Below are 24173 nucleotides of genomic sequence, written 5' to 3'. Positions count from 1 at the left end.
GATGATGCCGTAGTGGGTGTTACTTCTTCAGGAATTCCAGCAACGCCAGATTGAAGTCATCGGCGTGGCTGGTATTGCAGCCATGAGGTGCATTCTTCAGCACCACCACCTCGCTGCCGGCGATGGCCGCATGCGTGCGCTTGCCTGAACCTTCGAACGGCACCGTCGCATCGCTGTCACCGTGCAGCACCAGCGTCGGTACGGTCACTTTCTTCAGGTCCGCGCGGAAATCGGTGGTGGCGAACGCCTTCATGCACCCCAGCGCAGCGGTCTGGTCAGATTGATGGGCAAGCGCGATGGCGGCCTGGCGCTCGTCCTCGGTGACCATCAGCTTGCCGTCGGCACTGAAGAAATCGCGGGTAAAGCCGTCGAAGAACGACTCCCGGTCCTTCTCCAGCCCCTGGCGCATCTCATCCGCCTTTTCCTGGGTCAGCGGCCCTTCGGGATTGTCCGCGCCCTTCAACAGGTACGGCGGAACGGCCGCAGCGAACACCACGCTGTGCAGGCGGTCTTCACCATGGTTGGCGATGTAGCGCGCCACTTCGCCACCGCCCATCGAGAAGCCGACCAGGGTGACATCACGCAGGTCGCGTTCGTCGATCAGGCCGGCCAGGTCAGCGGCCAAGGTGTCGTACTCGTAGCCATCGGCGGGCTTGTCCGAGCGGCCAAAGCCGCGACGGTCGTAACTGATCACGCGATAACCGGCATCACGCAGCAGCGGCACCTGCGCCTTCCAGGATTCGGCAGACAGCGGCCAGCCATGGATCAGGATGACCGGGCGGCCGGTGCCGCCGGTGTCTTCAATGTGCAGTCGGACGGAGGAGGTAGCCATGGGAACTCCCGGGGGAAAGAGGAGCCCAGCCTAGGCAATCGCACCGGAGGCGCCCGTGATGGATCCGGCTCAGGCCATGACATCGCGTACACGGCACCGGCCAGCCGGCACATCGGTTCACACCCGCCAGTACGGCATTGGTCGAGCCCTGCCCCGGTTTCGTCATGCCCCGGTTACCGTGCGCCATCGTCCATGCCAGTCTGCGCCGGACCTCAATGGAGCCACGCCATGCTGCTCGCCCTGCCCCTGCTCGCCGCCGCCGTCGCCGTCGCCGGCACCTCCCCCACCAGCGACACCCTGCGCGAGCAGATCCGCGCGGCCGACACGCAGCTGTTCGCCGTGGCCTTCGATGCCTGCGATGCCGACAGGGCCGCCGCGATGACCACCGAAGACATGGAGTTCTTCCATGACAAGGACGGCAAGTCGGCCAACAGCCGCGAGGACTTCCGCCGCAGCGTGGCCACCCTGTGCGACAACGCGCGCAAGGGAGGCTGGCACCTGCGGCGCGAGCTGGTGGAGAGCTCACTGCAGGTCTTTCCGCTGCAGGACGATCGCGCCCTGGAAATGGGCGATCACCGCTTCCATGAGCGCGGCGCCGATGGCGTTGAACGCTGGACCGGCCAGGCCCGTTTCATCCAGGTCTGGCGCCGCGTGGATGGCCAATGGCAGGCCGAGCGGGTGATCAGTTACGACCACCACCCGGCAGACAAATAAATATCACCACCGCAGCGCCCGCTCAGTCGCGCAGGTTGCTGGCGCGCGTCAGCATCCAGCAGCCGTAGCGGCGCGCGAAGGTGTAGGTATCGCGCTCGGCGTCGCTGCCGAAGGTCACGCGCTGCCCGTTGTCATCGATCGCTTCGATGCGTGTGGGCGCGTTGTAGGTGCCGGCGCGCATGTGCTCCAGCGCTGCCGGATCGCGGCTTACCGGTGAAGGCACGAACAGATTGAACGCGGCCAGGTAGCGGTAGCTGAAACGTTTCAACCGCGCGGCACCCTGCTCCAGCACGATGTGTGTGGGCGCCAGCCCCTCGTGGTCATCGCGCACGGTGTGCATCGGCACCTCGTACTCCAGTGGGTCGGAGGTGTAACGCAGGCGCACCCGGTCATCGGCCGGGTCGGCGAAGCGTTGCAGGAAACGGGTGAAGTCCTGCGAAGGGCAAGCGGGATCGTCCGCCGCCACGGGCGTATCAGCCACTGCAATACCTGCGCAGGCCCACAGCCCCATGCCCAGCAGCAACCGCACAGCCGCCTGCCCCCGTATCCGGTTTGTCTCCCCGTGCACCACCTTCTCCCTCCATCCCATTGCAGCCGGGCGCCATCCCCTGCGCCCCGGGCCACAGGCTAGCAACAAAGCGGTTACCGGCGCAGCCCGCGACCGTTTTACACTGGCCACATCCGGCCACACGGTAGCGGCCACATGGAGCCTCCAATGACCCCTGATGATTCCCTGCACCAGCAGATCCGCCAGAACGTAGCCGCACTGGACGAGAAGCACGGCCGTGCGTTCGACGCCACCAGCGAGAACGTGGCCGCCAGCCTGGCCGTCAAAGCCCGCGAACAGGGTCTGGAACGCGCCGACCACGTGGTGGTGAGCAACGCCACGGCCAACCTCCCGGCCGGGCACAACATCTTCGTGGTGCAGGGCGATCCGGCCAACCCGGCGCACCTGCGGGCGATGCTGCCGACCGCCGTGGCCGCGCAGACGCCGGCCGAGCAGTCACTGCAGAAACTCGGGTTGGGTGGACAGCAGCCGGTGCAGGCCGAGCAGCAGACGCTGGATGCACAGGCGCAGGATCAGCAGCAGAACCCTGCGCATCGCATGGGGTGAATGCCGTCAGGCGTCGATGCCATCGACGCCTGTCGCATGGGCCGGTATCAGCCCATTCGCGGCTGAGCGTGCTGCGTCTGCTGCAGCTGATCTTCCTGCGCGACGCGGCTGGCCTCGCGGCCCTGATGCTGCACGCTGGCTTGCTGGTACACCTCTTCCACCGTGCCCTGCTGGGCATCGGCCAGGGAAAGACGCTGGCGGTTCGCTGCAGGGTCCGGTGAGGCGGTGTCGCCCGTGCGCTGCAGGAAGACATAGCCCGGCAAATCCACCGCACCGCCACTGCTGAAGGCCACCTGCAAGGTATCGCGTTCGGTGTAGCCCCCCTGCACCGCCAATCGCGTCAGGTGGCCCGCCAACAGCTCGGGCTGCTGTCCCGGCGGCAACCCTTGGCGCTCGGCCGCTTCCCCCAGCGCCGCACGCACCCGCTGGTCCAGCGGATGCAATGTGTCACCCGGTACACGTGCGTCGTTGGCCAACCGCTCACCGCTGCGCTCACCGATGTCGTCGTTCTCGCTCAGCAAGCGATGCTTCCACGTGCGCTCGGGCATCGGGTTGGTCTTCGTACGATTGAGATCGCTGTTCGGGAACGGCGGCTCGATGCTGTCCACGCCGTGGATGTTGCGCAGCGGGCGAAAACCGTCCTTGCCCGCGCCCTTGCTGTCCAGGGGAATGCGGACATCCGGAAAGAGCTGCCCTGCGGGGCCTCCAAAAGCATTCGCGTCGATGCTTCTTTTCCGCTCGATGCCAGCGTGGTTCAGCGCCTCCCAGGTGAAGTCCACGCAGTTGTGGCGCACGTCCTCGTAGTGCTTGCTGAAGCCGAACTTCTCCGGGTCCGAACCGAAGGCCTCAAGCTTCTTGTATTGCTCTTCGCTTATCTCGAGGGTGCGGGTGTAGCGTGGGTCTTTATAGACATCTGCGTCATCCGGCATGATGTCACCGGGCCCGTTGATGCTTCCGTGTACCTTGGGCGCGAACCCGAAACTCTTCGCGGGCTGGCCTGATGCATGCAGGACATAAAACACATGACCTGGAGAGGATGTCTGCGGAACACCGTCAAGGACCTCCTGTCGACCGGTCTTCGGGTCCATCAGAGGCGTGCCAGGTGCGGCGATGACGATCTCTACGGTATAGCGCGGCTTATCCATAAGGTGGCTCCTTCAGTTCCTTCCAAGGGTGAGGTGCTGACTACTTTCCAACCGGGCGGGCGGCGTGAACCTTCAAACGAGCCGAATAGTGCTTCAACTCGGCGCTGGGCTGAACCGTGCGCACATCCAGCCGGTAACGGGCATCAAGATCCAACGGCAGGGCAACGATGCTCCATCGATACTGGCCACCGCTGCCCGCGCTTAACGCTGCATAGCGCCAGGCAGCGGATGTGTGCCATGCAGGAAGCGGCTTCCCCGCGTTGAGCGCGAGTGCCTGGTAGCTGTCATGGGTGGGAACGTCCTGCCAGGCACCTGCGCCCCATCGCTGCAATGACACCTCAAAGGGAAGATTCAACTTGCGCATGTCCGGTTCGCCGTTCTCGCGCCCGCCCTGCCGCTGCACCTCAAGCTCCAGCGCATAGGTGCGGCCTGGATCGAAATTGCGCGCATTCGTCTCGAACTCGAACCGCACCTCCTGGCCGGGCTGATCCACCGTAATCGGCTGCGTCAGTTCCAGTGGTTCGGGTGGCTCCGGGATGCGGCTGGAACAGGCACCCAGCGCGGTGCTCAAGATGATCAACAGACCGACGTGCAGCCAGCGGTGGATACCCAGCATGTTCAGACCCTTTGGCTCCCTGCCATGGGTTTCCACCCTAGCGGGTTGGCGGTGAGGACCGCAACCGGGCAAAGAAAAAGGCAGGGCAAAAAGCCCTGCCCCTTTCCAGCAGCCAGCTGCCGGGCATGACCCGGCACCATCCCTTACAGCTGGATCCGCGCCACGCTCTCGTCCGAGCCCTTGGCATCCTTCTCGCCGTTCTTGATGCTCACGTACAGCACGTTGTTCCTGGCATCCAGCGCCAGGCTGTTCGGGTGCGTCGGCACGGCGTAGGTGGCCACCTTTTGGTAGCTGTCGCTGTTGTACGCGGTCACCGTACCGGCTTCGCGGTTGGTCACGTACAGGCGCTTGCGCGGTGCATCCAGTAGGATGCCCAGCGGGCCGGCGTCAGTCGGGATGCTGGCCAGTTCCTTGCCATTGCTGCGGTCAAGCACCAGCACGCGCTGGCCCGGGTGCTTGCTGACCAGCCCGCTGCTCTTGGCCTGGTAACCACGCAGCATTTCCGAGCCCTGGTCGGTCACGAACAGGCGCTTTCCGGCCGGGTCGAGCGCGATGTTCATCGGCTGCTCGGCGGCGATCTTGTGCTGGGCTTCCACCTTGTTGGAGTCGGTGCCGACCACCACCAGATCGGCCAGCAGATTGCTGGTGTACACGCGCTTGTTGGCGGCATCCAGCGCCAGGCCCGGCGCCTTGGCATTACCCAGCCCCGGAATGGTGTTGATCACCTTCAGGGTGTTGGTATCGATCACGAACAGCACGCTGCTCACATCCGGCTGGCTGCTGTGGCCGGTCACGTACAGGCGGTTGGCGGCACTGTCGACCACCAGCTCGCGCAGGTCGTGGGTGTAGGCGGCCTTGCCGTCCTTGCCGGTCTTCTTCTCCATCAGCTGCACCGTGCCGATGGCCTTGTTCTGCGCGGTGTCGACCACGGTTACCGACAGGTCCACGGTGTTGCCCACGTACAGGCGGTCGTGGGCGTCATCCAGCACCACGCCGAACGCCTTGCGCTCCAGCGGGATGGGGGTTTCCACGGCCAACGTGGTCGGGTTCAGGCGCAGCACCTGGGCCGGGCCGGCGTTGTCACCGAAGCCACCGGACGAGGCAACGAACACGGCGTTCTGCTTGGGGCTGTAAGCCAGCTCGTACAGGCCCTGGGCGATGGCCTGGCGCTGCACGGCGGTGGCGGGGCTGGTGGCAGCGGCGGCTTCAGCGGCGAAGGCGGTCGGGGCACCGAGGCTCAGCGACACGGCGACGGCCAGCGCGGCCGAACGGAAAAGGGAATTGCGGATCATGCGAGCGTCCTTCAATGGGCACGGAGGGTGTCCTGGCTCGCGGGGCCGTTCTTCGACGGCCCGGCCCTGCATCTGTCTGCGCGGGGTGGGCTGGCTGGGTAGCGCGGGAATGGTAGCAGGTAGGGGCCGTGGCGTCCGCCTGCGGATGCATGGCGGACGCGCTGTTCGGCGCTGGACGCCTAGACCATGCGCGGGGCGTGCGCCTGGGCCAGCTGCTGCTCTTCCTGTTGACGCTGGGCATCACGCTGCGGCTGTGCCTGCGCCAGTTGCTCGATGCGCTCGAACGAGGCTGCCACCGGCGTCTGCGCGGCGACGTCTGCCGGCAGACTGGCGCGCTGATGCGCCGGGTCGCTGCGATCGCCCTGCACGATGAAGAGGTTGGGGGCGGCATCGCCACGGCGCTCGCCGAGCAGCACATCGTCTACGCGCGTGAACTGCTGCTCCTTGGAGAGCGCCAGGAGGCTGGCGCTGACGTTGCCGTTCTGGGCGCCGAAGGCATTCATGGCAACCACGCGCTCGTGGATCTGATTCAGTCGGGGATTGTCGGCGTGGTTGGGGTCGCCCGGCGTACCGGTCCAGGCCAGTGCATCCGCGCGGGCTGGGTCACTGGCGTCCGTGGACCACCGCTGTATCGCATTGGTCTGCACGGGCATCGGCTTCCATTCTTCCCGATCCAGCTCGCTGCCTTTCACTTGTGGCCGGATGCTCTGCACCGGTCCGATGTTGTCCAGCACCTTCAACGTACCTTCGTACGTCTTGAACTCACCGAAAATGGTGTTGCCGTGAATACCGGCGTGGTTCAAAGCGCCCCATGCGAAGTCCACGCAAGAGCTGGAGGCAAGGTTGTAGTTCTTTGCATCGAAGCCGTGCTTCGCGGGATCTTTCGCGAACTCGATGATCTTGCTGTACTGCTCGTTGCTGATCTCGATCGTTCGCTGGTAGCGGGGGTCCTGGTAGACCCTCACATCATTGGCGTCCACCAAGCCGTGACTGCTGCCATCCGGCTCGATCTTGCGGGTAAAGCCAAAACTCAGCGGGTCTGCCTTCTCGCCGACCCGGTTAAGGGACAGATACATATGGCCGACATCGGAGTCTTCCAGATCAATCCACTCACCGCCCCGCATGCCGCGGCGGGGCGTGCCCGGCGCCGCAAGATGTATGGTGACGGTGTAACGCTCGGCTGCATCCTGCATGATTTACTTTCCTAGCGAGTAATACGCGGCGATGAACTCGACCTGCATCCCCTCGAACTCAGGGCGATCTTCGACAATATCAACGGTAACGCGATACCGACCCGGATCAATCAAACCTGCATCGGCGATCTGCAGAACCTCATAGAACATATCCTCCGACTGGAGCCCGGCCTGCACCAAGGGATAGGCGTCCACGCTGTCTTGGAACAAACGTTCGACGCGGCCATCCTGAGGAAGCTTTTGCCAGCCGCGGCCATCATCGGACGACCTTGAAAGCGGTATGGGCGACGGCTTTGCCATGTCCACGCGCTCCAAGTGAATACGCGCCTGAAACTCCGCGCACCTGAGGCGTTCAGCAGCTTCCGATACAGCCTTCTGCTCAGCTCCCTGCATTCTCAACCCGAGCTTCAGCCAGGACATCTGCGGGTCGACCACCGCCGGCGCCTCAAAGGTGACATCCACGATGCGCCCCGCCTTGTCCAACCTCACGCCTCGCGTGAATGGCACCACGGTACGTGCCTCGGCCTCAGCCCGGGTCAAAAGCTTCGGCACGTCAGCCGGCGGTGAGGCGCTACCGCAGCCCACCAACAAGGCAAGCGCCGCAGATGCAACAACCGCAAGGACCACCCGCATCACTGCTCCTTCAACCGCAGCGAATCGGCCACATCGGTCTGTGCCGCCACCTCCGTAGCGATGCTCGCGCGGCGGTGCCCCGGGTCATCGCGATCACCCTGCACGATGAAGATGCTCTCGGCCTCGTGGCTGCTCTTGGTAGGCCGGCTGAGCAGCACGTGATCCACGCGCGACAGGTTGTTCTGCTTGGCCAACACCAGCAGGCTGGCGCTGATGCGCTGGCTGGTATCGTCGAAGGTGCGCCCGTGTGCAGCGTCCAGCTCGGCCACCTTCTGGATCAGCTGCGCGAACAGCCGGTGATCCGGGTGCGAGGGGTCCAGCAGCGTTCCGGCCACTTCCATCGGGCTGGGCGGCGGCTCGTCGCTTGGGCGACCGCCTTCGCGGTGCAGCTCGGCCTCGCGTTCGGGCATCGGGTGGTGCTGTTCGCCATTCAGTTCACTGGCCGGGAACGGCGCCGCAATGCACTGGATTTCCGGCAGGTTGAACAGCACCGCGAACTCGCCCAGATTGCTGCCGCCATCCAGCGGTGCCGGCTGCGAATGCAGGCCGGCATAGTGCAGCGCGGCCCAGACGAAATCGCTGCAGCGGTTGATGGTGGCCGGGCGATCGACATCGAAGCCGAACTCGGCCGGCTCCTCGGCGAAATCGCGCAGGCAGCCGTAGTGCTCCTCGCTGATCTCCAGGGTGCGGCTGTAGTACGGGTCGCGGTGCTCGTCGGCATCGTCGTGTACGACCTCGGCGTACTGCACACCGGCAGCGGCCTCTCCGGTCGGCAGGCGCGGCGGTGCGAAGCCGTAGCTGTGTGCTTCCTCGCCGGCGGCGGTCTGGAAATACATGTGGCCGCGCGGCGAGCTGCCACCGCTGTTCAGCGGGGTGCCGGGCGCGGCCAGAAAAAGGGTTACCGTGTAGCGTGTTGCTTGCTCCATGCCTGCTCAGCCTTGTTGGGTACTGCGGTCCTGGCCGGATGATCGCATAGGTGGGTTCGCGGGCAGGTGGAGAGCTTGGGCCGGAGTGGCGGTGGCTTGCTGAATGTGTGAACCAGCGTGCAGTACCAGCGCCCCGGAAGCTCGCGGGTGGAGTGGGTTGGGATGCCGCCGTATAGTGGCTGGAACGCTGCAATGGATTTGCTGATGGGTACCCCAACCTCTGGCGCTTCGGCTCGATTGCGCCCGGCCCCTATCTCACTGGATCGGTCGCTCCGACTGCGTTTAATGTCGTATCTGGCCCGAGCCGGGGTAGCCGTCGGGCCATTGGCATTGATCACTCTATCCTCGGCATGCGCGCCCGTATCAGACACGCCTGCTGGCGAGACCCGCCCCTCTGCTTCGTCGAGCCGCCCCGCCGATATCTCAATGTCGGAGCTTCAGAGGAGACTCCTCGCCTACGCCGATTCGCTCAAGTCGCGATCTGACATCAGCCCTGAGAAGTTCGGCGCAGCAATCGGTGTATCCCTGGTGCCGGACGAGAAGGTCAGCATCAGGAGCGTCGCCAAAGATCTGGTGATAACAGAAGGCTTCAATTACGCAGCCTCATACTTCTCTGTTGAATCTCCGCGTGACTACCCCCGGCATTCCGTCGTCTTCTACCAGCTTGGGAAACCTTTAGTAACCGAAGCTCCTGGCGACGTTTGCTATTGGGATGCGGATAGCGCGGGGCAGGCCTTGGAACGATTGGGCTACAGGGGCCTAGGGGAATCGCCGTTCAAGAGAGGCGGAATCAGGCATTTTTGGCGTCCTATCGGCGCGGGTAAGGAAGGCATGAGTACCAGCCTTCTGACATACCGCATCAATGACAGTGCCGGACTCCGAACGTGTGTGTATGAGATCAGGTTTTCAGGAGGTGACATGTGAAAGGAATCGAAGCAAGTATCGAACCGCTGCTGAGCGATTTGAAAGCTGACAAGCGGCTGCCAGAAGGCGCAGAGGAAGCAATTCGCCGCACCATCGCCGATTCGCCCTATCTCAACCATCTTTTGGCAAACGCGGCCAAGGATGGTCAGGTCGGCCGGATCTCCGTGTCCTATGGCCACCACAATGGAGGTCACTTCCAGGACGCACTCCCGGGAAGTCCTCCGACAATCTTCATCAGCGCGTCGAATTTCAAGAATTCGTTAGGTGTCGAACTTGAAGAACGTCTGACCGAAGTACTCGGGCACGAGGCCATGCATGGCATCCTCGCAAAGCAACGCAGAGCAGCCCTCGAGGAATTCAAGGGCTCCTACGCTACAGAGCTTGATGCTGCCCACGCCTCTCGATCAGGCACCGTCAACCTGACCGATCCAGTGAAGAAGTATCTCGACAAGGGCCGCCAGGACGAGGCGCTGGCAGAGGTTTCCGGCCTGCGCGCGCTGGACAGTCGTCTGAGAAACTTGAACCCGACGTTGGATGAGGCTGCGCTTGAGGCACTGCTTGCGGATCGCTCTGGGTCACGCTGCACCGCCGACGACGGGAGGCTTGCAGAAGGGATCTCGTATGAAGCACTCGCCCATCGCCCCAACAAGGATGGTGTGCAACTGACGAAGGCCGTCGAGCAGTGCTTCTACGATGGCAGCGGCACGCTGGGAAGGCATGGCGATTCGGACTATCGGAACTACTACGGCACCTACCCGCTATCTGCGATCGGGGCGAGTCACGCCTTCCTGGCAGAGGGCCGCCAACCACCTTCCATCCGCATCGATCTTCACGAGCTGGGCTTGAACCCCCAACAGCTTGAGCGCAATGGCCTCAACCTTGGCAGCGCCAAAGTCCTTCCGATTGGCGACTTTGGAAAGGACGGGCTGGGCTGGGTTGAACTGAAGAACACGGGTAGTGCGCTTACCACGCCCCCACCGACGCAGGGTGTTGCAGGTACGCAGTCGTCGCCGGCCCACACGCTCAATCCTGCCGACCAAGCTCTGCTGGAACAGATCCGCGGCAAGGTAGAGGCTCTGGACAAAGCAAACGGCCGCGCCTTTGACGAGACCAGCGAGCGCATGTCCGCCAGTCTGCTGGCAAGCGCCAAGGGTGCAGGCATCACCCGGGCCGATCATGTGGTGTTGAGCAGACAGACGGCGAACTCGCCGGCAGCGCAGAACATCTTTGTCGTGCAGGGCGAGATGTCCGATCCGGCGGCACTGCGCACGCACATAGCGACGGCGGAAGCCGCGCAGCGGCCCGTGCAGGAGAGCTTGAACCAGGTTGAGGCGATTGGTCAGCGCCAGGCGCATGAGCAGGCGACAGAGATGCAGCGTGCGCAGGAGCAGCAGCGGGCTTCGGCGCCGTCGATGTAGCCCGCGCTTGTCTCTGAATGCCTCTGTGTGCCGGCACTAGCCCATCTGCATACCGCCAGCCGTCTGCGCCGCCGCCTCGCGCTGCTGCGTTTCTTGCCGGGCCTGCTCAGACACTCGCGTGTCGATCTGCTGACTACGGGCCAGCCCCTCCTCAAGGCTTTGTTGAGACTGGTTCAGATCCACCATGGCCCTGAAGCCAGGCGTCGTGCCCATCACGAAGATTTTCTCTTCCTGCAGCACCACATCGCGCAGTTGTTGCGGCTGGTGAATGCCGTTCTCCCGCGCGGCAACCATCGCTGACATCACCTGCGCATCGCTCACCTTCTCAGGCAAGTCCGATCGCATGCGATCAAACAGTTGCTGCGACTCCGGCGACAGTGCAGCCAATCGCTCGCGCGGCGGTAGTTCGCCCTCCACTTCGGTCAATAGCTTCTGCAACGTGCTCTGCTTCTTGGGAAGCGGAATCTCGTGTGTGGAATTGAGCTTGCTGTCGGGGAACGGCTTGGGAATGCTCTTCAGCGCATCGATGTTCGGAAGCACCTTCATCGTCCCTTCGAAGCCGGGATCGGGCCTTTCGAGCTTGGGGCGCAGGCCGGCCTGACCAAGGCCTGTCCATACGTAATCGACGCAGCTGTTCGACAAACCGTTGTAATAGAGATTGAAGCGGTCCTGATCGCGATTGACGCTCGCCTCGCCGTACGCCTTCAATTTGTCGTACTGATCCTTGGTGATCTCGAGCGTGTAGGAAAACCGAGGGTTCTGGTAGGTCTCGAATTCGCCCTTGACCACGTGCCCGGGCCCGGTGATCCCCGTTTTTATCGGTGAGAACCCATACCCGTCTTTCTTGTCTCCATCGGCAACCATGAAGTAGGCATGGCCTGCTGAAGATGAGTGGGTCGTGCCATCCTTGCCTGCGACAGGTGTGCCAGGCGCAGCGAGGTAGACCGTGACGGTATAAGGTCCCTTCTTGACGTCCTGGGGTGCGGCTGCGCTGTTCGATTGACTGTCCATAGCCCTATTTCACGTTGTAGTTGGCGACGAGAAGCTCGATGTTGAGATGTGCAACTTCCGGGTTGCCCTGAAGGTTGCTCACCTTCAGCCGGTACTTGCCGGCCGTCAGATCCCCAGAATCGGCACGGGCCACCTCGTATTCCCGGTAGGCCAGTGACATGTCGTACTTCCCTACATTGACCAGACTGTTCGAATCCGCGCCGACGGCATTCCTGTATTCGAATACATCGCCCTTGGCCGGTTGATATCGGCTGCCCTGCCACACAGCGGGCAGATCGCGATTCAAGGCGTGCAGCGCGATGGGCATCTCGGTGCCGCCATCCAGCTTCCACAGCTGCACCTTCAAGGGAATCCGGGCGTCTTCAAGAAAGTCGACATCTCCCGGTTTCATGTCCGGGCGCTTGGCAGGCCCACCGGTACGGAAGCCGATGAGGAAGGTGCGAGGTTTGGGATCCTTCTCCCAAGGCGGCGGCAGTTCAAAACGCGCCTCTACCGTTGCACCTGCGTGGACAAGGTCCATCGGCTTGGCGACGGGGAAACCATCGCCATACATCTGGGGTGCCTGGGTGCCACAGCCGCCCATAAGCAGGGGCAGCAGTACCATCCATGGTCTCAGTAGGTGTCGCATCCGTTCCTCACATTCGGGCACTCACTTGTCGGCAGTTTATACACCGCACCGGCCTGCAGGACCTGAACTGGCTTCACATAACCCCGGCGTGGGATGGGGAGCCCTGCCATTGAACATTGCACGGGTCAGTTATGAACGAAGGAGGCACGCAATGGTGCAGGTACTATGCTTGGCGAATGCCCAGCCCTCATCTATCCACGCTCATGGCCGTTCGCGTCGTCATGGCAGCACTCGCCCTTGCTTTGGCCGGTTGCGCTTCGTCGCCACACGAGTCCTCCGCTGCACCCACGTCGTTGGGACTGCCGCACGTCTCCACCGCGCTTTTCATCGAGCCGAATGACAACCCCGAGCTTCCAGCCCTCATTCCGCCGGGTGTGCTCAACTCTCCTGCCCCGCGCGCTCCGGCAGATGCGGCGCCTCTGCTGGAAACGGCGGAGATGATCCTGGTAGTGGACGTCGGTGCTGAAGGGGAAGTGCGTAACGTGATGGTTGCGACGTCAACGCGTGTGCGGGATCTTGATCGCGCGGCGCTGGATGCACTCCGACAGTGGCGCTTCGCGCCTACCGAGCGCGAAGGTTCAGCCGTGGCGGTACGTGTGCGGGTCCGAGTGGCATTTGAGATGCGCGGCCGTTGATTCCGACCCCATGAGATGCGCCAGGTTCATCCTCTGCTGCCCTCGGGAGGATGACCATGACCAAGATCGATCCCGCATGGCTGGAAGCCTTCGAAAAGGAGCTCCTCCGCCTGTTCGCCATCGACCACCGCGATGCCGGCATGGATGAGTACCTGCTGGGCTGCTACGCAGACCTACCGCCGCGCGATGCGGCGCTGGCGTTCGGCAGCGACTACGACCTGGAGCGCGACGATGCGCTGTGGCCACGGCCGGGATTGGCGCCGCAACGCGAGCGGTGACGCATTCGCCACTCTTTGCATCGCGGCCCTGATAGCGAGGTGTCGCAATTGGGACAGCATCCCACCGAAACCGTGCAGCGTGATGCCCGTACGAGTGGCGGCTTAACATCGCTCGAAAGCCCTGCGCCGCAGGAGATGTGCCGCTTCCGTGCTATGCGACAATGCCGTAAGCGTCAGCATTTGCAGCCTCAGTAGCCTGCGACTTCTTGGCATTTGGCATCTGCACGGGTACACCTTGGCGTGCCACCGAAAAAGGGTGGCGCGGGTGTCGAAAGCCCGTTCAGTAACCATGTGTTTTACGCTTGTCAGCCGGCGTCACCTCTGTGTGGCGCCGGCTGGCAATCCGTTCGCGTTCCATGGCGGGCGGTGCGTGGGGGTCTTCGGACCCACCGGCTTGGTTACTGTCCGGCTTTCGAACCACGCATCGTCCGCCGCCTCTATCGGTGGCGCTGCTGTCTGTCCTGTACGGAGCATTGCCATGAACGCATCGGAATTCCGTCCCCTGCACGCGCAGTACGATCCGGCCAACGCCGAGCCGGAGCACGAACTATCCACCGATCCCAACGCCTTCGTCGCCACGCTGCGGCGCATTGGGACGGGGGCAGCCTCAGACGGCCAGGCTTGGCCGGAGCGGCACCAGTTGCCTGGGCGTTGTCTGGAACTGGCGGACGCGGATTGCGCTCTGGCTGGCCTGCGTGTGGTGCAGGAGGTGTTGCTGGCAGCGGAGCGCACGCGGCAGAACGGCGCGCCGGAGGAGTACCTGGGGGACCGGGTGATGGAAGGACTGATGATGGCGTGCGTGGGATTGACTGCGCAGGTGATTGAGCGCTTGCAGGTGCGTGGCTAGTGAGGACTTCGACGATTCCCTTGAGGATCGGTTTACATCATCAGAGACGCGGTTCGGCGCTTCAAAAGCGGCATGATCCCCTCGGTGTCGTGCACCCGACATTCCGATGAGGCCCCTAACGATGGCTGGGTATGCGGTGGGAATTTTTCTATGCCTAGCTGCAAGCCGGGCATATCTGCCGCACGCCACATCGGCTCTCAGAATCTACCCAAGGCTCACTGAATCGGAGTATGCGCTGATGCAGAAAGAGGCCGAAGGCTTGGCGGAGAGCTTGGCTTGCCTAGGCGCCACCATCGAACGTCGTGATCCTAGCAAGAACTTCTTTGAGCTTAGCGTCGGTGGCGACCCAATCCTGCTCGTGGACAACTCGGGATCAGAGCTCCTCGTGTTCACCCCGTCTGGAGATGGGAGCTCAATCGACCTGCGTCGTCGGAAGCGCCGATGGGGCCGCTCTGGACTGAGCAATGGGACGTTGAGCCCAGCTGAAATTACCTGCCGCCGCACCTACTCGCGATAAGCCCTACCGTCGTCGGTCGCCTTTGATCCGATGGTGGGTCTAAAGCGTCAATCGATGTCACAACCAACCTTGTTCTGGCTAGAATCCTGGGTACTTAGCTTCTGGAACAGGGATCTAGAATGGAACTCCCATTCGATGTGGGCGCGCTCTACAACCGCAAAGAGCAAATCCATGCGGTGTTCGGCGGACAACAGCAAGGTGGCATTTCGACACCCAAGGAGCATCCGCTAGTCATCGCGTTCACTGGCGAGGCCGGCGTGTCCCATGGTTACCATGATTTCTGGGACGATGACGAATTTTTTCATTACTTCGGCGAGGGTCAAGTCGGAGACATGAAGTATGTGGCGGGCAACCGAGCGATTGGTGAGCACGTCAAAGATGGCAAGACGCTCGTAGTGTTTCAGATGATGGGCAAGAGGCGGCCCTATCGGTACCTTGGTAGGTTCACGTGCCAGTCCTCCTACGTTCAACCTGGTACGCCAGATCGAGAGGGGCAGCCAAGGTCTGCGATCGTGTTCCGCTTGAGATCACTGGAAGCCTCAATGGGCCTCGCGGCGAGCGAGACAGACCAAGCTGAGATCGGCGCGACGACCACAAGACGCGAAACCGAAGTGCGGACGAAGCAACGCCTGTTCCGTGAGCGCCTGATTGGCGTTGAGAAGGGCTGCCGACTGACCGGCATTGAGGACCTTAGATTCCTCCGCGCGAGCCATATCAAGCCATGGGCAGATAGCACTCATGGCGAGCGCGTTGATGGCGAGAACGGTCTTCTACTGGCTCCGCATGCGGACCTGCTATTTGATCGAGGCTGGATTAGCTTTTCATCGAGCGGGGGCTTGCTGATCTCGAGCGATCTGCCTTCCGATGTGCAAATTCGACTGGGCCTGAGGTTAAATCGGCCTCTTCCATGTAGCGTTTTTTCGCAAAGGCAGCGCAACTATCTAGAGTTCCACCGGGATGTTGTGTTTGAAAGGATGAAACGCTAGTCAAGAGCTTACGTGCGTCTGCTCGTCGCGGCGAGTCTCATCACGCACACCCTATGATTATGCGCTTTCATAGCTAGATGCGATTCACCAGAACGCCAAAGAACGAGTTCCATCGGCCAAACACAGTTGCATAGTTGGCTAGGGCAGTCACTGTACCGGACACCGTTCGAGCACTATGTGCACAAGCCCAGGAAGCTCACGCGCCGCTCAACCCGCTTCACGATGCAGCCGACGAACACGTTGCCCTCATCGCGCCCAATCATTGTGATCGTCGATCGCCTAAGCCTTACTTCATTTCTTCCCGTGGTGCTTTTGAAACGCCGCACGAGGCAGAAAGGTGCGCGACGAGCGCAGAGGACGATTGGTTCGGTGCTTCAAAAGTTCAGGTGAAGAACGATAGATCGCTTTTTGAATTGGCACGCACTTTAGAAGCTGGAAATTTTGTAGCGCCGGAGCGGCGCTACAAATGGTGACCTAGCTTCAAAGCTCACCTGAGAATGCAGAGAGCTCTCAATCTATGACTCTTCGCACATATTTCATACCCAGTCCTTCCTTAAATAGCCTGCCGGCCCGCCATTTAGTCGCGTCACTCGGATGGACCTCAAAGATCCCCATTTCCTTCATCCGACGCAGAGACTCTCTGATTTTCACGCTACCAATTCCGTCGGGAAGGCGTTCTGAAATCTGCTCGACACACTTGTCCAGAACAAACGGAGTTTGGAGACCTGCAAATGCCTGAAGAAGATCAGAAACACCCTTTTTGTTGCTATCTACGGAGCTGTCAAGATCAAGGGCGAAGTTCAATTCCTGCTTGACTTCATTAATAAAATCCTTCGCAGCAAATTCGAATGCCTCAAGGACAACATCATGAGACACTCGCCCTTCATCGGTAGCCTCGCCCCCCCTATCCTCACCAATCGCGCCAATTTTCGCAATGAATTGACCAAAGACGCGGGGATAGAATGAAGACCTATTATCACCCTCACCGGCCGCGTCGGAGAAGTAGGTTTTGAGGAACGTCATGGTGAGCAGGTTATTCCGACGAAGCTTTTGCGGAAATATCATCAATAAAATCGCCTCATATTCCTCAGAACTCAACTTTCCAAGCTTAATTTTATCTTGCATGGAATTTATCTTCGAACAGACATCCGAAAAATTTCTCTTAAACCATTCATTTCTGGCGAGCTCAGCCAGAACATAGTGGAAGATTGAAACCTCATCCCATCGTAGATCCAACTTTCGACCATGGACCTGCTGCTCAATATTTTGAATTCCGACAGGCAGGTCCGCTCGAATAAATAGACGAAATCTTAACTTTTCAGCAAATACAGAATCGTTCTGAACTGTGCTCAGGAATCTAAACAGTGATTCGACAAAGATTCCAGTTTTGGCCGCCTCAACGGCAGTTTCAACACCATCGATTGCTATCGTTATTCGGCCAAGCATATTATCCGCGAGTTTTGCCGAATAAGTTGGAAGCGATGGTTCAATATTTTTTTGTTCAACCCATTGCGCGAGCAGTTCTTTGGCAGAAACCCCGATTTCAGCAGAACGCAGCTCTGCGGCTAGGGCCATCCACCAAACTTTGTCGTAATCTTCACCCGTAAGTGCAATCAAAGATCGAGCCAACGTACCTTGGGATTGAAGAGTGGAATCAGCAAAGTCAGAAGACGAATGCATCGGACGAGCTAACTGCCTGACGGCCAGTTCCCTGAAAAGTCTAGTTTTTCCCGTCCCTTTCCGGCCGTAGACATAATAGGACGGCAAGGAGGGCTGCAGAAGTCTAGCCGCATCTGGGGTTTCCAAGAACCATCCATCATCGAGCGCACCGCTCGGGGATTGGCGCGATGAAAGAGCCGAGTCAAATGCCAGCTGGGGAAGCTGATTGACGGCAGGGGCTGCACTAATACCCAGAACGTCTCTGAGCTGTTTCACGGACGCAACGTTAAGAGCACTGATTTCTTCCAGATGAGGAGCCGCGTTGTCCAAGAACGCCCTATCGTGGTACCAGCTCACAAAAAACTCTCCAAGGTCCGCCGGGTCAATGGAGACCCCTTCTTCCGCGCCTCTCTCAATCGCCAACGCCATGAGTTGAAGCATTGAGTGCTTGAGCCGTTCCTCCGAAACGTTCAGCGCTCCCTTCTTTTTTTCGGGATCGAGTGAGAAGCAGACGAAGGCTCCCGGATAACTTCTATTTGCTGCCAGAAGCGAAGAAACTATTGATTCTTGGCCTTCGGATAATCCATCAGCCCTTGTATTTAGTACAACCGAACCAGGCCATCCGGTGACAATGGGTAGCACAGAGCTCGCTATGCCGGTTCTATGATCAAAGAGAACAAAATCATAATCTCCATTGATCGTGGACCTCAGCCGCTCAATCGATCTATGCAAAAGATCCGAATCAAGATTCATTCTAAGAACAAAGGAGGCGTAGTCCAGATCGAATTGCTCGATCGACGGTCTAGCCTGCAGCAAATGTAGCTGCCCCCCGTTTGAGTTTCCATCAACAGCGATCGGCTCTATGTTCCCGCCCTGCACCAAACCGACCAAACTCGTTGAAATGGAGGAAGACTTAGCATCGAGAGCCGTCGAGAGCGTCGGCGCTTCCAGGTCCGCGTCAACCAGCAGAACTCTGTAGCCCGAACTTACTAGCAGACGCCCTAAAGCAACAAGCACTGTGGAACGAGCTTGCCCCCCTTTAAAGCCATAGAAATGCAACGCGCGACAACCAGACTGAGCCGGCAAGGCGCAGATTTGGCTGGCCCATTCTTCGCGAAGCACCTCATCGAATAGGGCCAGCCAATGATTTCCGGAACTTCTTTGGCGAATGTAGGAGTATTCATTCTGCCACTCCTCTTCACTAAGAAGCAGTAGCGAAATCTGCAGATCACCTAGAATTTTGGCTAACTGGTCCTTTCCGATACCCAATAGAGTACGGAACTGATATCTCCGGACCTCATCGTCCTCCCCGTGAAAATCAGGCATTAAAATAACAACGTGCAGCACTGGATGAACGTACGCAAGGTTTACGTTCGCAACCGCCTTTCTGACGCTAACCAAGAATTCACTGAGAAGCATTTCTACAGTACCCCTTTATTCTTAAGCAGGGCTCGAGTCGAGCTCACCACATTTACCAAGTGCTGCACCTCAGCATCAGAAGAATGGTCTCCTCCCCAGCCGTCCGAGTCATGGCGGAGATAGCGAAGATAGGGATAACAAGAAGGCGGAACTGTTTTGCTGACGCCATTCTTTCCTTGGCTCCACATTGCGCTAAGCGCGCTACTCAATTGCGATGCAAGAGCATTGAACGTGCCGGTCTCATTGGATGCGCCTGCGTATTGCTGCAGGAGAGCCGGGACATCATGACCACCGTTACCACTGTTATGCAATTTCCCAAGAGAGTCTTTAAGAGCCAGCTCAATGGCCACCAAACCACAGTAGGCGAGCTTCAGTTGATGAGGTTCTGCCCCACCAAAGCCAGTCTTGTTGTATGAATACCCCGCCATTCCAGCTCCTTTGGAGTGCCCGACCACATCGATCCATTATGATTCTTGCTATATTCCATATAAAGAATGAGCGGCCGGAGCCGCTCATTTTTTATCCTAATCAAACCCCAACAGGGTTAGCCTTCTCCGGATCAATCTTGTACTGCTTGATTGCCCGGGCCACATCCTTAGCCGTCATCTTCCCGTCCTTCGCCAGCGCCGCAATCGCGGCATGCGCGATGTAGTACCGGTCAACCTCGAAGAACCGACGCAGGTTCGCACGCGTATCCGAACGGCCGAAGCCATCGGTACCCAGCACGGTGTACGACATCGGCACGAACGCGCGGATCTGGTCCGCATACGCACGCACGTAGTCGGTAGCGGCAATCGCCGGGCCCTGGCGACCTTCCAGCAGCTCGGTCACGTAGGCCTTGCGCTGCTCACCTTCCGGATGCAGGCGGTTGGCACGTTCCACGTCGAAACCATCGCGACGCAGTTCGTTGAAGCTCGGGCAGCTCCAGATATCGGCGGTCACGCCGAAGTCCTTGTCCAGCAGCTCGGCCGCGGCAATGGCTTCGCGCAGGATGGTGCCCGAACCCAGCAGCTGCACGCGCAGCTCACCCTTCTTCGGCTTGCCGGCGTCGGTCAGCAGGTACATGCCCTTGACGATGCCTTCGGCCGCACCTTCCGGCATTTCCGGGTGGGTGTAGTTCTCGTTCATCAGGGTGACGTAGTAGTACTCGTCAATCTGATCTTCCATCATCGCCTTGGTGCCGTGCTGCAGGATCACCGTCACTTCGAAGCCGAAGGTCGGGTCGTAGCTGCGCACGTTCGGAATGCCACCGGCCACCAGATGACTGAAGCCATCTTCGTGCTGCAGGCCTTCACCGTTCAGCGTGGTGCGGCCGGCGGTGCCACCCAGCAGGAAGCCGCGGGTACGCATATCCGCTGCCTGCCAGGCGATGTCGCCCACGCGCTGGAAGCCGAACATCGAGTAATAGATGTAGAACGGCAGCATCGGCACGTTGCTGACCGAGTAACTGGTACCGGCGGCCATCCACGAGCTGATCGCACCCGGCTCGCTGATGCCCTGCTGCAGCACCTGGCCGCTCTGATCTTCGCGGTAGAACATCAGCTGGTCGGCGTCGACCGGCTTGTACTTCTGGCCGAACGGGGCGTAGATGCCGATCTGGCGGAACAGGCCTTCCATGCCGAAGGTACGGGCTTCGTCGGCCACGATCGGCACGATGTGCGGGCCCAGTTCCTTGTCGCGCAAGGTGATGTTCAGGCTCTGCACGAAGGCCATGGTGGTGGAGTAGCTGCGCTCGCCGCTGCTCTTCAGCAGGCGCTCGTAGCTTTCCAGCTTCGGTGCGTTGAAGCTCTTTTCGGCCTTGCGGCGACGCTGCGGCAGGTAACCACCCAGCGACGCACGGCGTTCCTGCAGGTACTGCACTTCCGGCGAATCCGGACCCGGGTGGTAGAACGGCACCTGGCCGTCGGCCAGCTGCGCGTCGGTCACCGGAATGTTGAAGCGGTCGCGGAAGTGGCGCACCGCTTCGTCGTCCAGCTTCTTGGTCTGGTGGGTCGGGTTCAGTGCCTCACCGGCGCTGCCCATGCCGTAACCCTTCACGGTCTTGGCCAGGATGACGGTCGGCATGCCCTTGGTGTTCACGGCCTGGTGGTAGGCGGCGTACACCTTGTGCGGGTCGTGGCCGCCACGGTTCAGGCGCCAGATGTCGTCGTCGGAAAGACCGGCCACCATCGCAGCGGTTTCCGGGTACTTGCCGAAGAAATGCTCGCGGGTATACGCGCCGCCGAAGGCCTTGCAGTTCTGGTATTCGCCGTCGACGGTTTCCATCATCAACTTCTTCAGGACGCCATTGGTGTCCTTGGCCAGCAGGGCATCCCAGTAACCGCCCCACAGCAGCTTGATGACATTCCAGCCGCCGCCACGGAACACGCCTTCCAGTTCCTGGATGATCTTGCCGTTGCCGCGCACCGGGCCGTCCAGGCGCTGCAGGTTGCAGTTCACCACGAAGATCAGGTTGTCCAGGCCTTCACGGCCGGCCAGCGCGATGGCACCCAGGGTTTCCGGCTCGTCGCTCTCGCCGTCGCCGATGAAGCACCACACCTTGCGGTCGGACTTCTCGATCAGGCCACGGTTTTCCAGGTAGCGCATGAACTGCGCCTGGTAGATGGCGGCCAGCGGGCCCAGGCCCATCGACACGGTCGGGGTCTGCCAGTATTCCGGCATCAGCCACGGGTGCGGGTACGACGACAGGCCGCCGCCGTCCACTTCCATGCGGAACTTGTCCAGCTGCTCTTCGCTGATGCGGCCTTCCAGGAAGGAACGCGCGTAGATGCCCGGGGCGCTGTGGCCCTGGATGAACAGCAGGTCGCCCGGGTGGCTTTCGCTGGGGGCGCGCCAGAAGTGGTTGAAGCCCACGTCGTACAGCGTTGCGCCGGAGGCGAACGAGGCGATGTGGCCGCCCAGGTCACCCGGCTTGCGGTTGGCGCGCACCACGGTGGCCATCGCGTTCCAGCGGATGATCGAACGGATGCGCCATTCCAGTTCGGCGTTGCCCGGGCTCTTGGCCTCCAGCTGCGGCTCGATGGTGTTGACGTATTCGGTAGTGGGAGAGAACGGCAGATAGGCACCCGAACGACGGGTCAGTTCCACCATGCCTTCCAGCAGCTGATGCGCGCGCTCGGGGCCCTCGACATCAATAACGGCCTTCAACGACTCGATCCACTCCTGGGTTTCCACAGGATTCGGGTCGTTGTTCAGCACCTCGTTCAACCAGTTCATTAGCGCTCCCATTACCGCACGCACGCGCGCGACTGTTGATAGATTTCTAGACCGCAAAGTGTAGCGCACCAAGGGCTTTCGTCACTTGGCTACGCTGGCGTATGGATGCAGGCCACCCATGTCTGTAAGGCCTGTCCCGGGACGTCCACCCGCGGGACAAAGCGCTGACAACGCGCTGCGGCAGGCCGCTGTGGCTGCCTGCAAGGGCTGCGCCAGCTGTCGCTTGCGGCCTGCTGCGCCCATGCGCAGGACGCAGTGTTACCGCCATGGATGACCGTTGTGGGGCAAGGCGGGCGCCATGTCGGCGTTGTCTGACGGGCTGCCGCTGAACCCGCGACAACGTGTCGCGCGCGCCTCTCGACGCGGACGAGGCAGCTGCGCACGGTTGGCCGCGAGCAGGCCCCTTCCCGCGGTTCGCCGCTCGTCTGCTGCGCCCCTGCCCGGGGCGGAAACCCGCAGTGCCGTTGCGTGGCCCGATACGGACGTCAGGCCGCGCAACGGTGGCTTGCGCCGCACGCATCTTTCCCCCTGAGCCCTTGCGCCGCCTGGCTGCGTGGCCCGATCCGGCAAGCGTTGTGGCCGGAATCCTGCTTGCCGCGTGTGGCCTATCGATATATCGTTTGCGATACACGTTACCGATATATCGAAATGGGCCGATCCCCCTCCTCTCGAAGCCGCACCGACGATGCCGCGGTACCCCGCCGCAACGGCCAGCCGCGCGTGCTCAGCCGTGGCGACCTGCGCCTGCTGGTGCTGGCGCTGATCGGCGAGCAGCCGCGCCACGGCTATGAGCTGATGCAGCACATCAGCACCATGTTCATGCAGGCCTACACCCCCAGTGCCGGCACCATGTACCCGCTGCTGGCCAGCTTCGAGCAGGCCGGCTGGGTGGAATCGGAAGAGGTGGACGGCCGCCGTGTGTTCCGCATCACCACCGCTGGCGAGTTCGAGCTGAAGGTGCAGCGCAGCCAGGTGCGATTGGCGCAGCGGCGCGCGTTCGACCGCGCCCGCGAGATCACCAAGGCCTCGCTGCCGGCGCCGCTGGCCGCTGCGCTGCGCGAGTTCAAGCGGGCGCTGGTGCACCACCACGGGCGCTGGGCCGACGGCGAAGCCGAGCAGGTGGCGGCCCTGCTGTCGCGTGCCTCGGCGCTGATCAACGGCCAGGGCGACAACGCGCCTTCTCCCTTTTCAACGACCCAGCCAGACTGATTCCAGCCAGGTCTCCCCCATGCCGCGCGCCCCCGCGCGACCTTCCAACAGGTACCCCCATGACCGAACATCACAACTCGCGCCTGCGCCTGGATGTGCGCTTCCGTGAACTGACGGTGCTGCGCACCGAGACTGTCACCCCGCACATGCGCCGCATCGTGCTGGGCGGCGACGACCTGGCCGGCTTCGATTCGCCCGGCGCCGACGACCACATCAAGCTGTTCTTCCCCAACGCCAGCGGCGAGATGGTGCTGCCGGTGCTGACCGCCGAGGGCCGCAGCTACCCCGAGGGCAAGCAGCCTTCGCCGGCACGCGACTACACCCCGCGCTGGTGGGACCACGAAACCGGTGAGCTGGCCATCGACTTCGTGCTGCACGACCAAGGCGTTGCCGGGCCGTGGGCCGAGCGCGCACAGGCCGGCGACATGCTGGTGATCGGCGGCCCACGCGGCTCGTTCGTGGTGGCCGACAGCTATGACGCCTACGTGCTGATTGGCGATGAGACCGCGCTGCCGGCCATCGCCCGCTGGCTGGACGTGCTGCCCGAAGGCGCGCAGGTGCAGGCGTACATCGAGGTGGCCGACGAGGACGAGCGCCAGGATCTGCCGCAGTACGAGAACGTGCGCATCCACTGGCTGGAGCGCAACGGCTTCCCGGCCGCCAGCAGCACGCTGCTGGAAGACATGCTGACCGACTTCGAGGTACCCGAGGGCGATACGTTCTACTGGATCGCCACCGAATCGCGCCGCGCGCGGATGATGCGCAAGTTCATCGAAGGCCACCTGGGCGTGCCGCGCGACTGGATCCGCTCGACCGGTTACTGGAAGGCGCACCCGGACGAACAGGACGGCGATTGACCGCAAAACGGTAGGTGCGGACCGTTGGTCCGCACGCTCTTCTACGGGTAGTGCCGGCCGCTGGCCGGCAACCTCATGAACCTTCGGCAGCATCCTGCAATTGC

23 protein-coding genes are annotated in these 24173 nt (G+C 61.4%); 10 read left to right on the top strand and 13 right to left on the bottom strand.

Annotated features, from left to right (window positions below; all coding sequences use genetic code 11):
• Positions 1-19: 19 nt before the first annotated feature.
• A complete protein-coding gene (locus AC3WTC_RS10205) occupies positions 20-832 on the bottom strand; it encodes an alpha/beta fold hydrolase (protein WP_025879208.1) in 813 nt (270 codons plus the stop codon).
• Positions 833-1060: 228 nt separating this feature from the next.
• Here AC3WTC_RS10205 and AC3WTC_RS10200 point away from each other — a divergent pair, with 228 nt between their 5' ends.
• A complete protein-coding gene (locus AC3WTC_RS10200) occupies positions 1061-1546 on the top strand; it encodes a DUF4440 domain-containing protein (RefSeq protein WP_492711378.1) in 486 nt (161 codons plus the stop codon).
• A 22-nt stretch (positions 1547-1568) separates the two neighbouring features.
• Here AC3WTC_RS10200 and AC3WTC_RS10195 read toward each other — a convergent pair whose 3' ends face one another.
• Entirely contained in the window at positions 1569-2027 is a 459-nt protein-coding gene (locus AC3WTC_RS10195; RefSeq protein WP_139785003.1) for a hypothetical protein, read from the bottom strand.
• Positions 2028-2261: 234 nt separating this feature from the next.
• Between AC3WTC_RS10195 and AC3WTC_RS10190 the strand changes: the two genes are divergently transcribed.
• A complete protein-coding gene (locus tag AC3WTC_RS10190; protein ID WP_223483326.1) occupies positions 2262-2660 on the top strand; it encodes an XVIPCD domain-containing protein in 399 nt (132 codons plus the stop codon).
• A 47-nt stretch (positions 2661-2707) separates the two neighbouring features.
• Here AC3WTC_RS10190 and AC3WTC_RS10185 read toward each other — a convergent pair whose 3' ends face one another.
• The 6 genes from AC3WTC_RS10185 to AC3WTC_RS10160 form a co-directional block, all read right to left on the bottom strand.
• Positions 2708-3805 (bottom strand): hypothetical protein, encoded by a 1098-nt coding sequence (locus tag AC3WTC_RS10185; RefSeq protein WP_492711377.1) that lies wholly within the window; start codon positions 3803-3805, stop codon positions 2708-2710.
• Positions 3806-3845: 40 nt separating this feature from the next.
• Positions 3846-4421, bottom strand: coding sequence for a hypothetical protein (locus tag AC3WTC_RS10180; protein ID WP_492711376.1), 576 nt, complete (start codon positions 4419-4421; stop codon positions 3846-3848).
• Positions 4422-4564: 143 nt separating this feature from the next.
• Positions 4565-5713 carry a YncE family protein gene (locus tag AC3WTC_RS10175; protein ID WP_492711375.1) on the bottom strand — a complete coding sequence of 383 codons (1149 nt, stop codon included), beginning with the start codon at positions 5711-5713 and terminating at the stop codon, positions 4565-4567.
• 179 nt (positions 5714-5892) lie between these two features.
• Entirely contained in the window at positions 5893-6906 is a 1014-nt protein-coding gene (locus AC3WTC_RS10170; protein ID WP_492711374.1) for an XVIPCD domain-containing protein, read from the bottom strand.
• 3 nt (positions 6907-6909) lie between these two features.
• On the bottom strand, positions 6910-7539 hold the full coding sequence (locus tag AC3WTC_RS10165) for a hypothetical protein (RefSeq protein ID WP_492711373.1): 630 nt from the start codon (positions 7537-7539) through the stop codon (positions 6910-6912).
• Complete coding sequence (locus tag AC3WTC_RS10160) at positions 7539-8465, bottom strand: XVIPCD domain-containing protein (RefSeq protein ID WP_492711372.1); 927 nt, start codon at positions 8463-8465, stop codon at positions 7539-7541. Before AC3WTC_RS10160 ends, AC3WTC_RS10165 begins: the two co-directional genes overlap by 1 nt.
• A 426-nt stretch (positions 8466-8891) precedes the next feature.
• On the opposite strand from AC3WTC_RS10160, the gene AC3WTC_RS10155 reads away from it, so the two are divergent.
• Together AC3WTC_RS10155 and AC3WTC_RS10150 are read left to right on the top strand one after the other, a co-directional pair.
• A complete protein-coding gene (locus tag AC3WTC_RS10155) occupies positions 8892-9389 on the top strand; it encodes a hypothetical protein (RefSeq protein WP_492711371.1) in 498 nt (165 codons plus the stop codon).
• Complete coding sequence (locus AC3WTC_RS10150; RefSeq protein ID WP_492711370.1) at positions 9386-10807, top strand: XVIPCD domain-containing protein; 1422 nt, start codon at positions 9386-9388, stop codon at positions 10805-10807. The genes AC3WTC_RS10155 and AC3WTC_RS10150 overlap by 4 nt, the downstream gene beginning before the upstream one ends.
• Before the next feature lie 36 nt (positions 10808-10843).
• Here AC3WTC_RS10150 and AC3WTC_RS10145 read toward each other — a convergent pair whose 3' ends face one another.
• Together AC3WTC_RS10145 and AC3WTC_RS10140 are read right to left on the bottom strand one after the other, a co-directional pair.
• Positions 10844-11818, bottom strand: a complete 975-nt coding sequence (locus tag AC3WTC_RS10145; protein WP_492711369.1) for a lytic enzyme — start codon at positions 11816-11818, stop codon at positions 10844-10846.
• A gap of 4 nt (positions 11819-11822) precedes the next feature.
• On the bottom strand, positions 11823-12422 hold the full coding sequence (locus AC3WTC_RS10140; RefSeq protein ID WP_492711368.1) for a hypothetical protein: 600 nt from the start codon (positions 12420-12422) through the stop codon (positions 11823-11825).
• Positions 12423-12649: 227 nt separating this feature from the next.
• Here AC3WTC_RS10140 and AC3WTC_RS10135 point away from each other — a divergent pair, with 227 nt between their 5' ends.
• From AC3WTC_RS10135 to AC3WTC_RS10120, 4 genes are all read left to right on the top strand, one after another.
• Positions 12650-13081 carry an energy transducer TonB gene (locus AC3WTC_RS10135; RefSeq protein ID WP_492711367.1) on the top strand — a complete coding sequence of 144 codons (432 nt, stop codon included), beginning with the start codon at positions 12650-12652 and terminating at the stop codon, positions 13079-13081.
• Between the two features lie 56 nt (positions 13082-13137).
• Positions 13138-13359, top strand: coding sequence for a hypothetical protein (locus AC3WTC_RS10130; RefSeq protein WP_492711366.1), 222 nt, complete (start codon positions 13138-13140; stop codon positions 13357-13359).
• A 478-nt stretch (positions 13360-13837) separates the two neighbouring features.
• Positions 13838-14206 (top strand): hypothetical protein, encoded by a 369-nt coding sequence (locus AC3WTC_RS10125; protein ID WP_492711365.1) that lies wholly within the window; start codon positions 13838-13840, stop codon positions 14204-14206.
• A 636-nt stretch (positions 14207-14842) separates the two neighbouring features.
• Positions 14843-15709, top strand: coding sequence for an HNH endonuclease (locus AC3WTC_RS10120; RefSeq protein WP_492711364.1), 867 nt, complete (start codon positions 14843-14845; stop codon positions 15707-15709).
• Between the two features lie 510 nt (positions 15710-16219).
• On the opposite strand, the gene AC3WTC_RS10115 is transcribed toward AC3WTC_RS10120, so the two are convergent.
• The 3 genes from AC3WTC_RS10115 to aceE all read right to left on the bottom strand — a co-directional run bounded on the left by AC3WTC_RS10115 (position 16220) and on the right by aceE (position 22003).
• The gene (locus tag AC3WTC_RS10115; RefSeq protein WP_492711363.1) at positions 16220-18787 is read right to left on the bottom strand and encodes an AAA family ATPase; all 2568 of its coding nucleotides are present in this window, start codon (positions 18785-18787) and stop codon (positions 16220-16222) included.
• 2 nt (positions 18788-18789) lie between these two features.
• A complete protein-coding gene (locus AC3WTC_RS10110; RefSeq protein WP_492711362.1) occupies positions 18790-19215 on the bottom strand; it encodes a hypothetical protein in 426 nt (141 codons plus the stop codon).
• 100 nt (positions 19216-19315) lie between these two features.
• Positions 19316-22003, bottom strand: a complete 2688-nt coding sequence (gene aceE / locus AC3WTC_RS10105; RefSeq protein ID WP_025878207.1) for a pyruvate dehydrogenase (acetyl-transferring), homodimeric type — start codon at positions 22001-22003, stop codon at positions 19316-19318.
• Between the two features lie 648 nt (positions 22004-22651).
• Here aceE and AC3WTC_RS10100 point away from each other — a divergent pair.
• Positions 22652-23212, top strand: a complete 561-nt coding sequence (locus AC3WTC_RS10100) for a PadR family transcriptional regulator (RefSeq protein ID WP_492711361.1) — start codon at positions 22652-22654, stop codon at positions 23210-23212.
• 59 nt (positions 23213-23271) lie between these two features.
• A complete protein-coding gene (locus AC3WTC_RS10095; protein WP_164280921.1) occupies positions 23272-24069 on the top strand; it encodes a siderophore-interacting protein in 798 nt (265 codons plus the stop codon).
• The last annotated feature ends 104 nt before the right edge of the window (positions 24070-24173 follow it).

The organism is Stenotrophomonas sp. FW305-C-20-S1 (assembly GCF_058783335.1).
The sequence above is the reverse complement of the archived record's forward strand: the minus strand, read 5'-3'. Positions and strand labels throughout refer to the sequence as shown.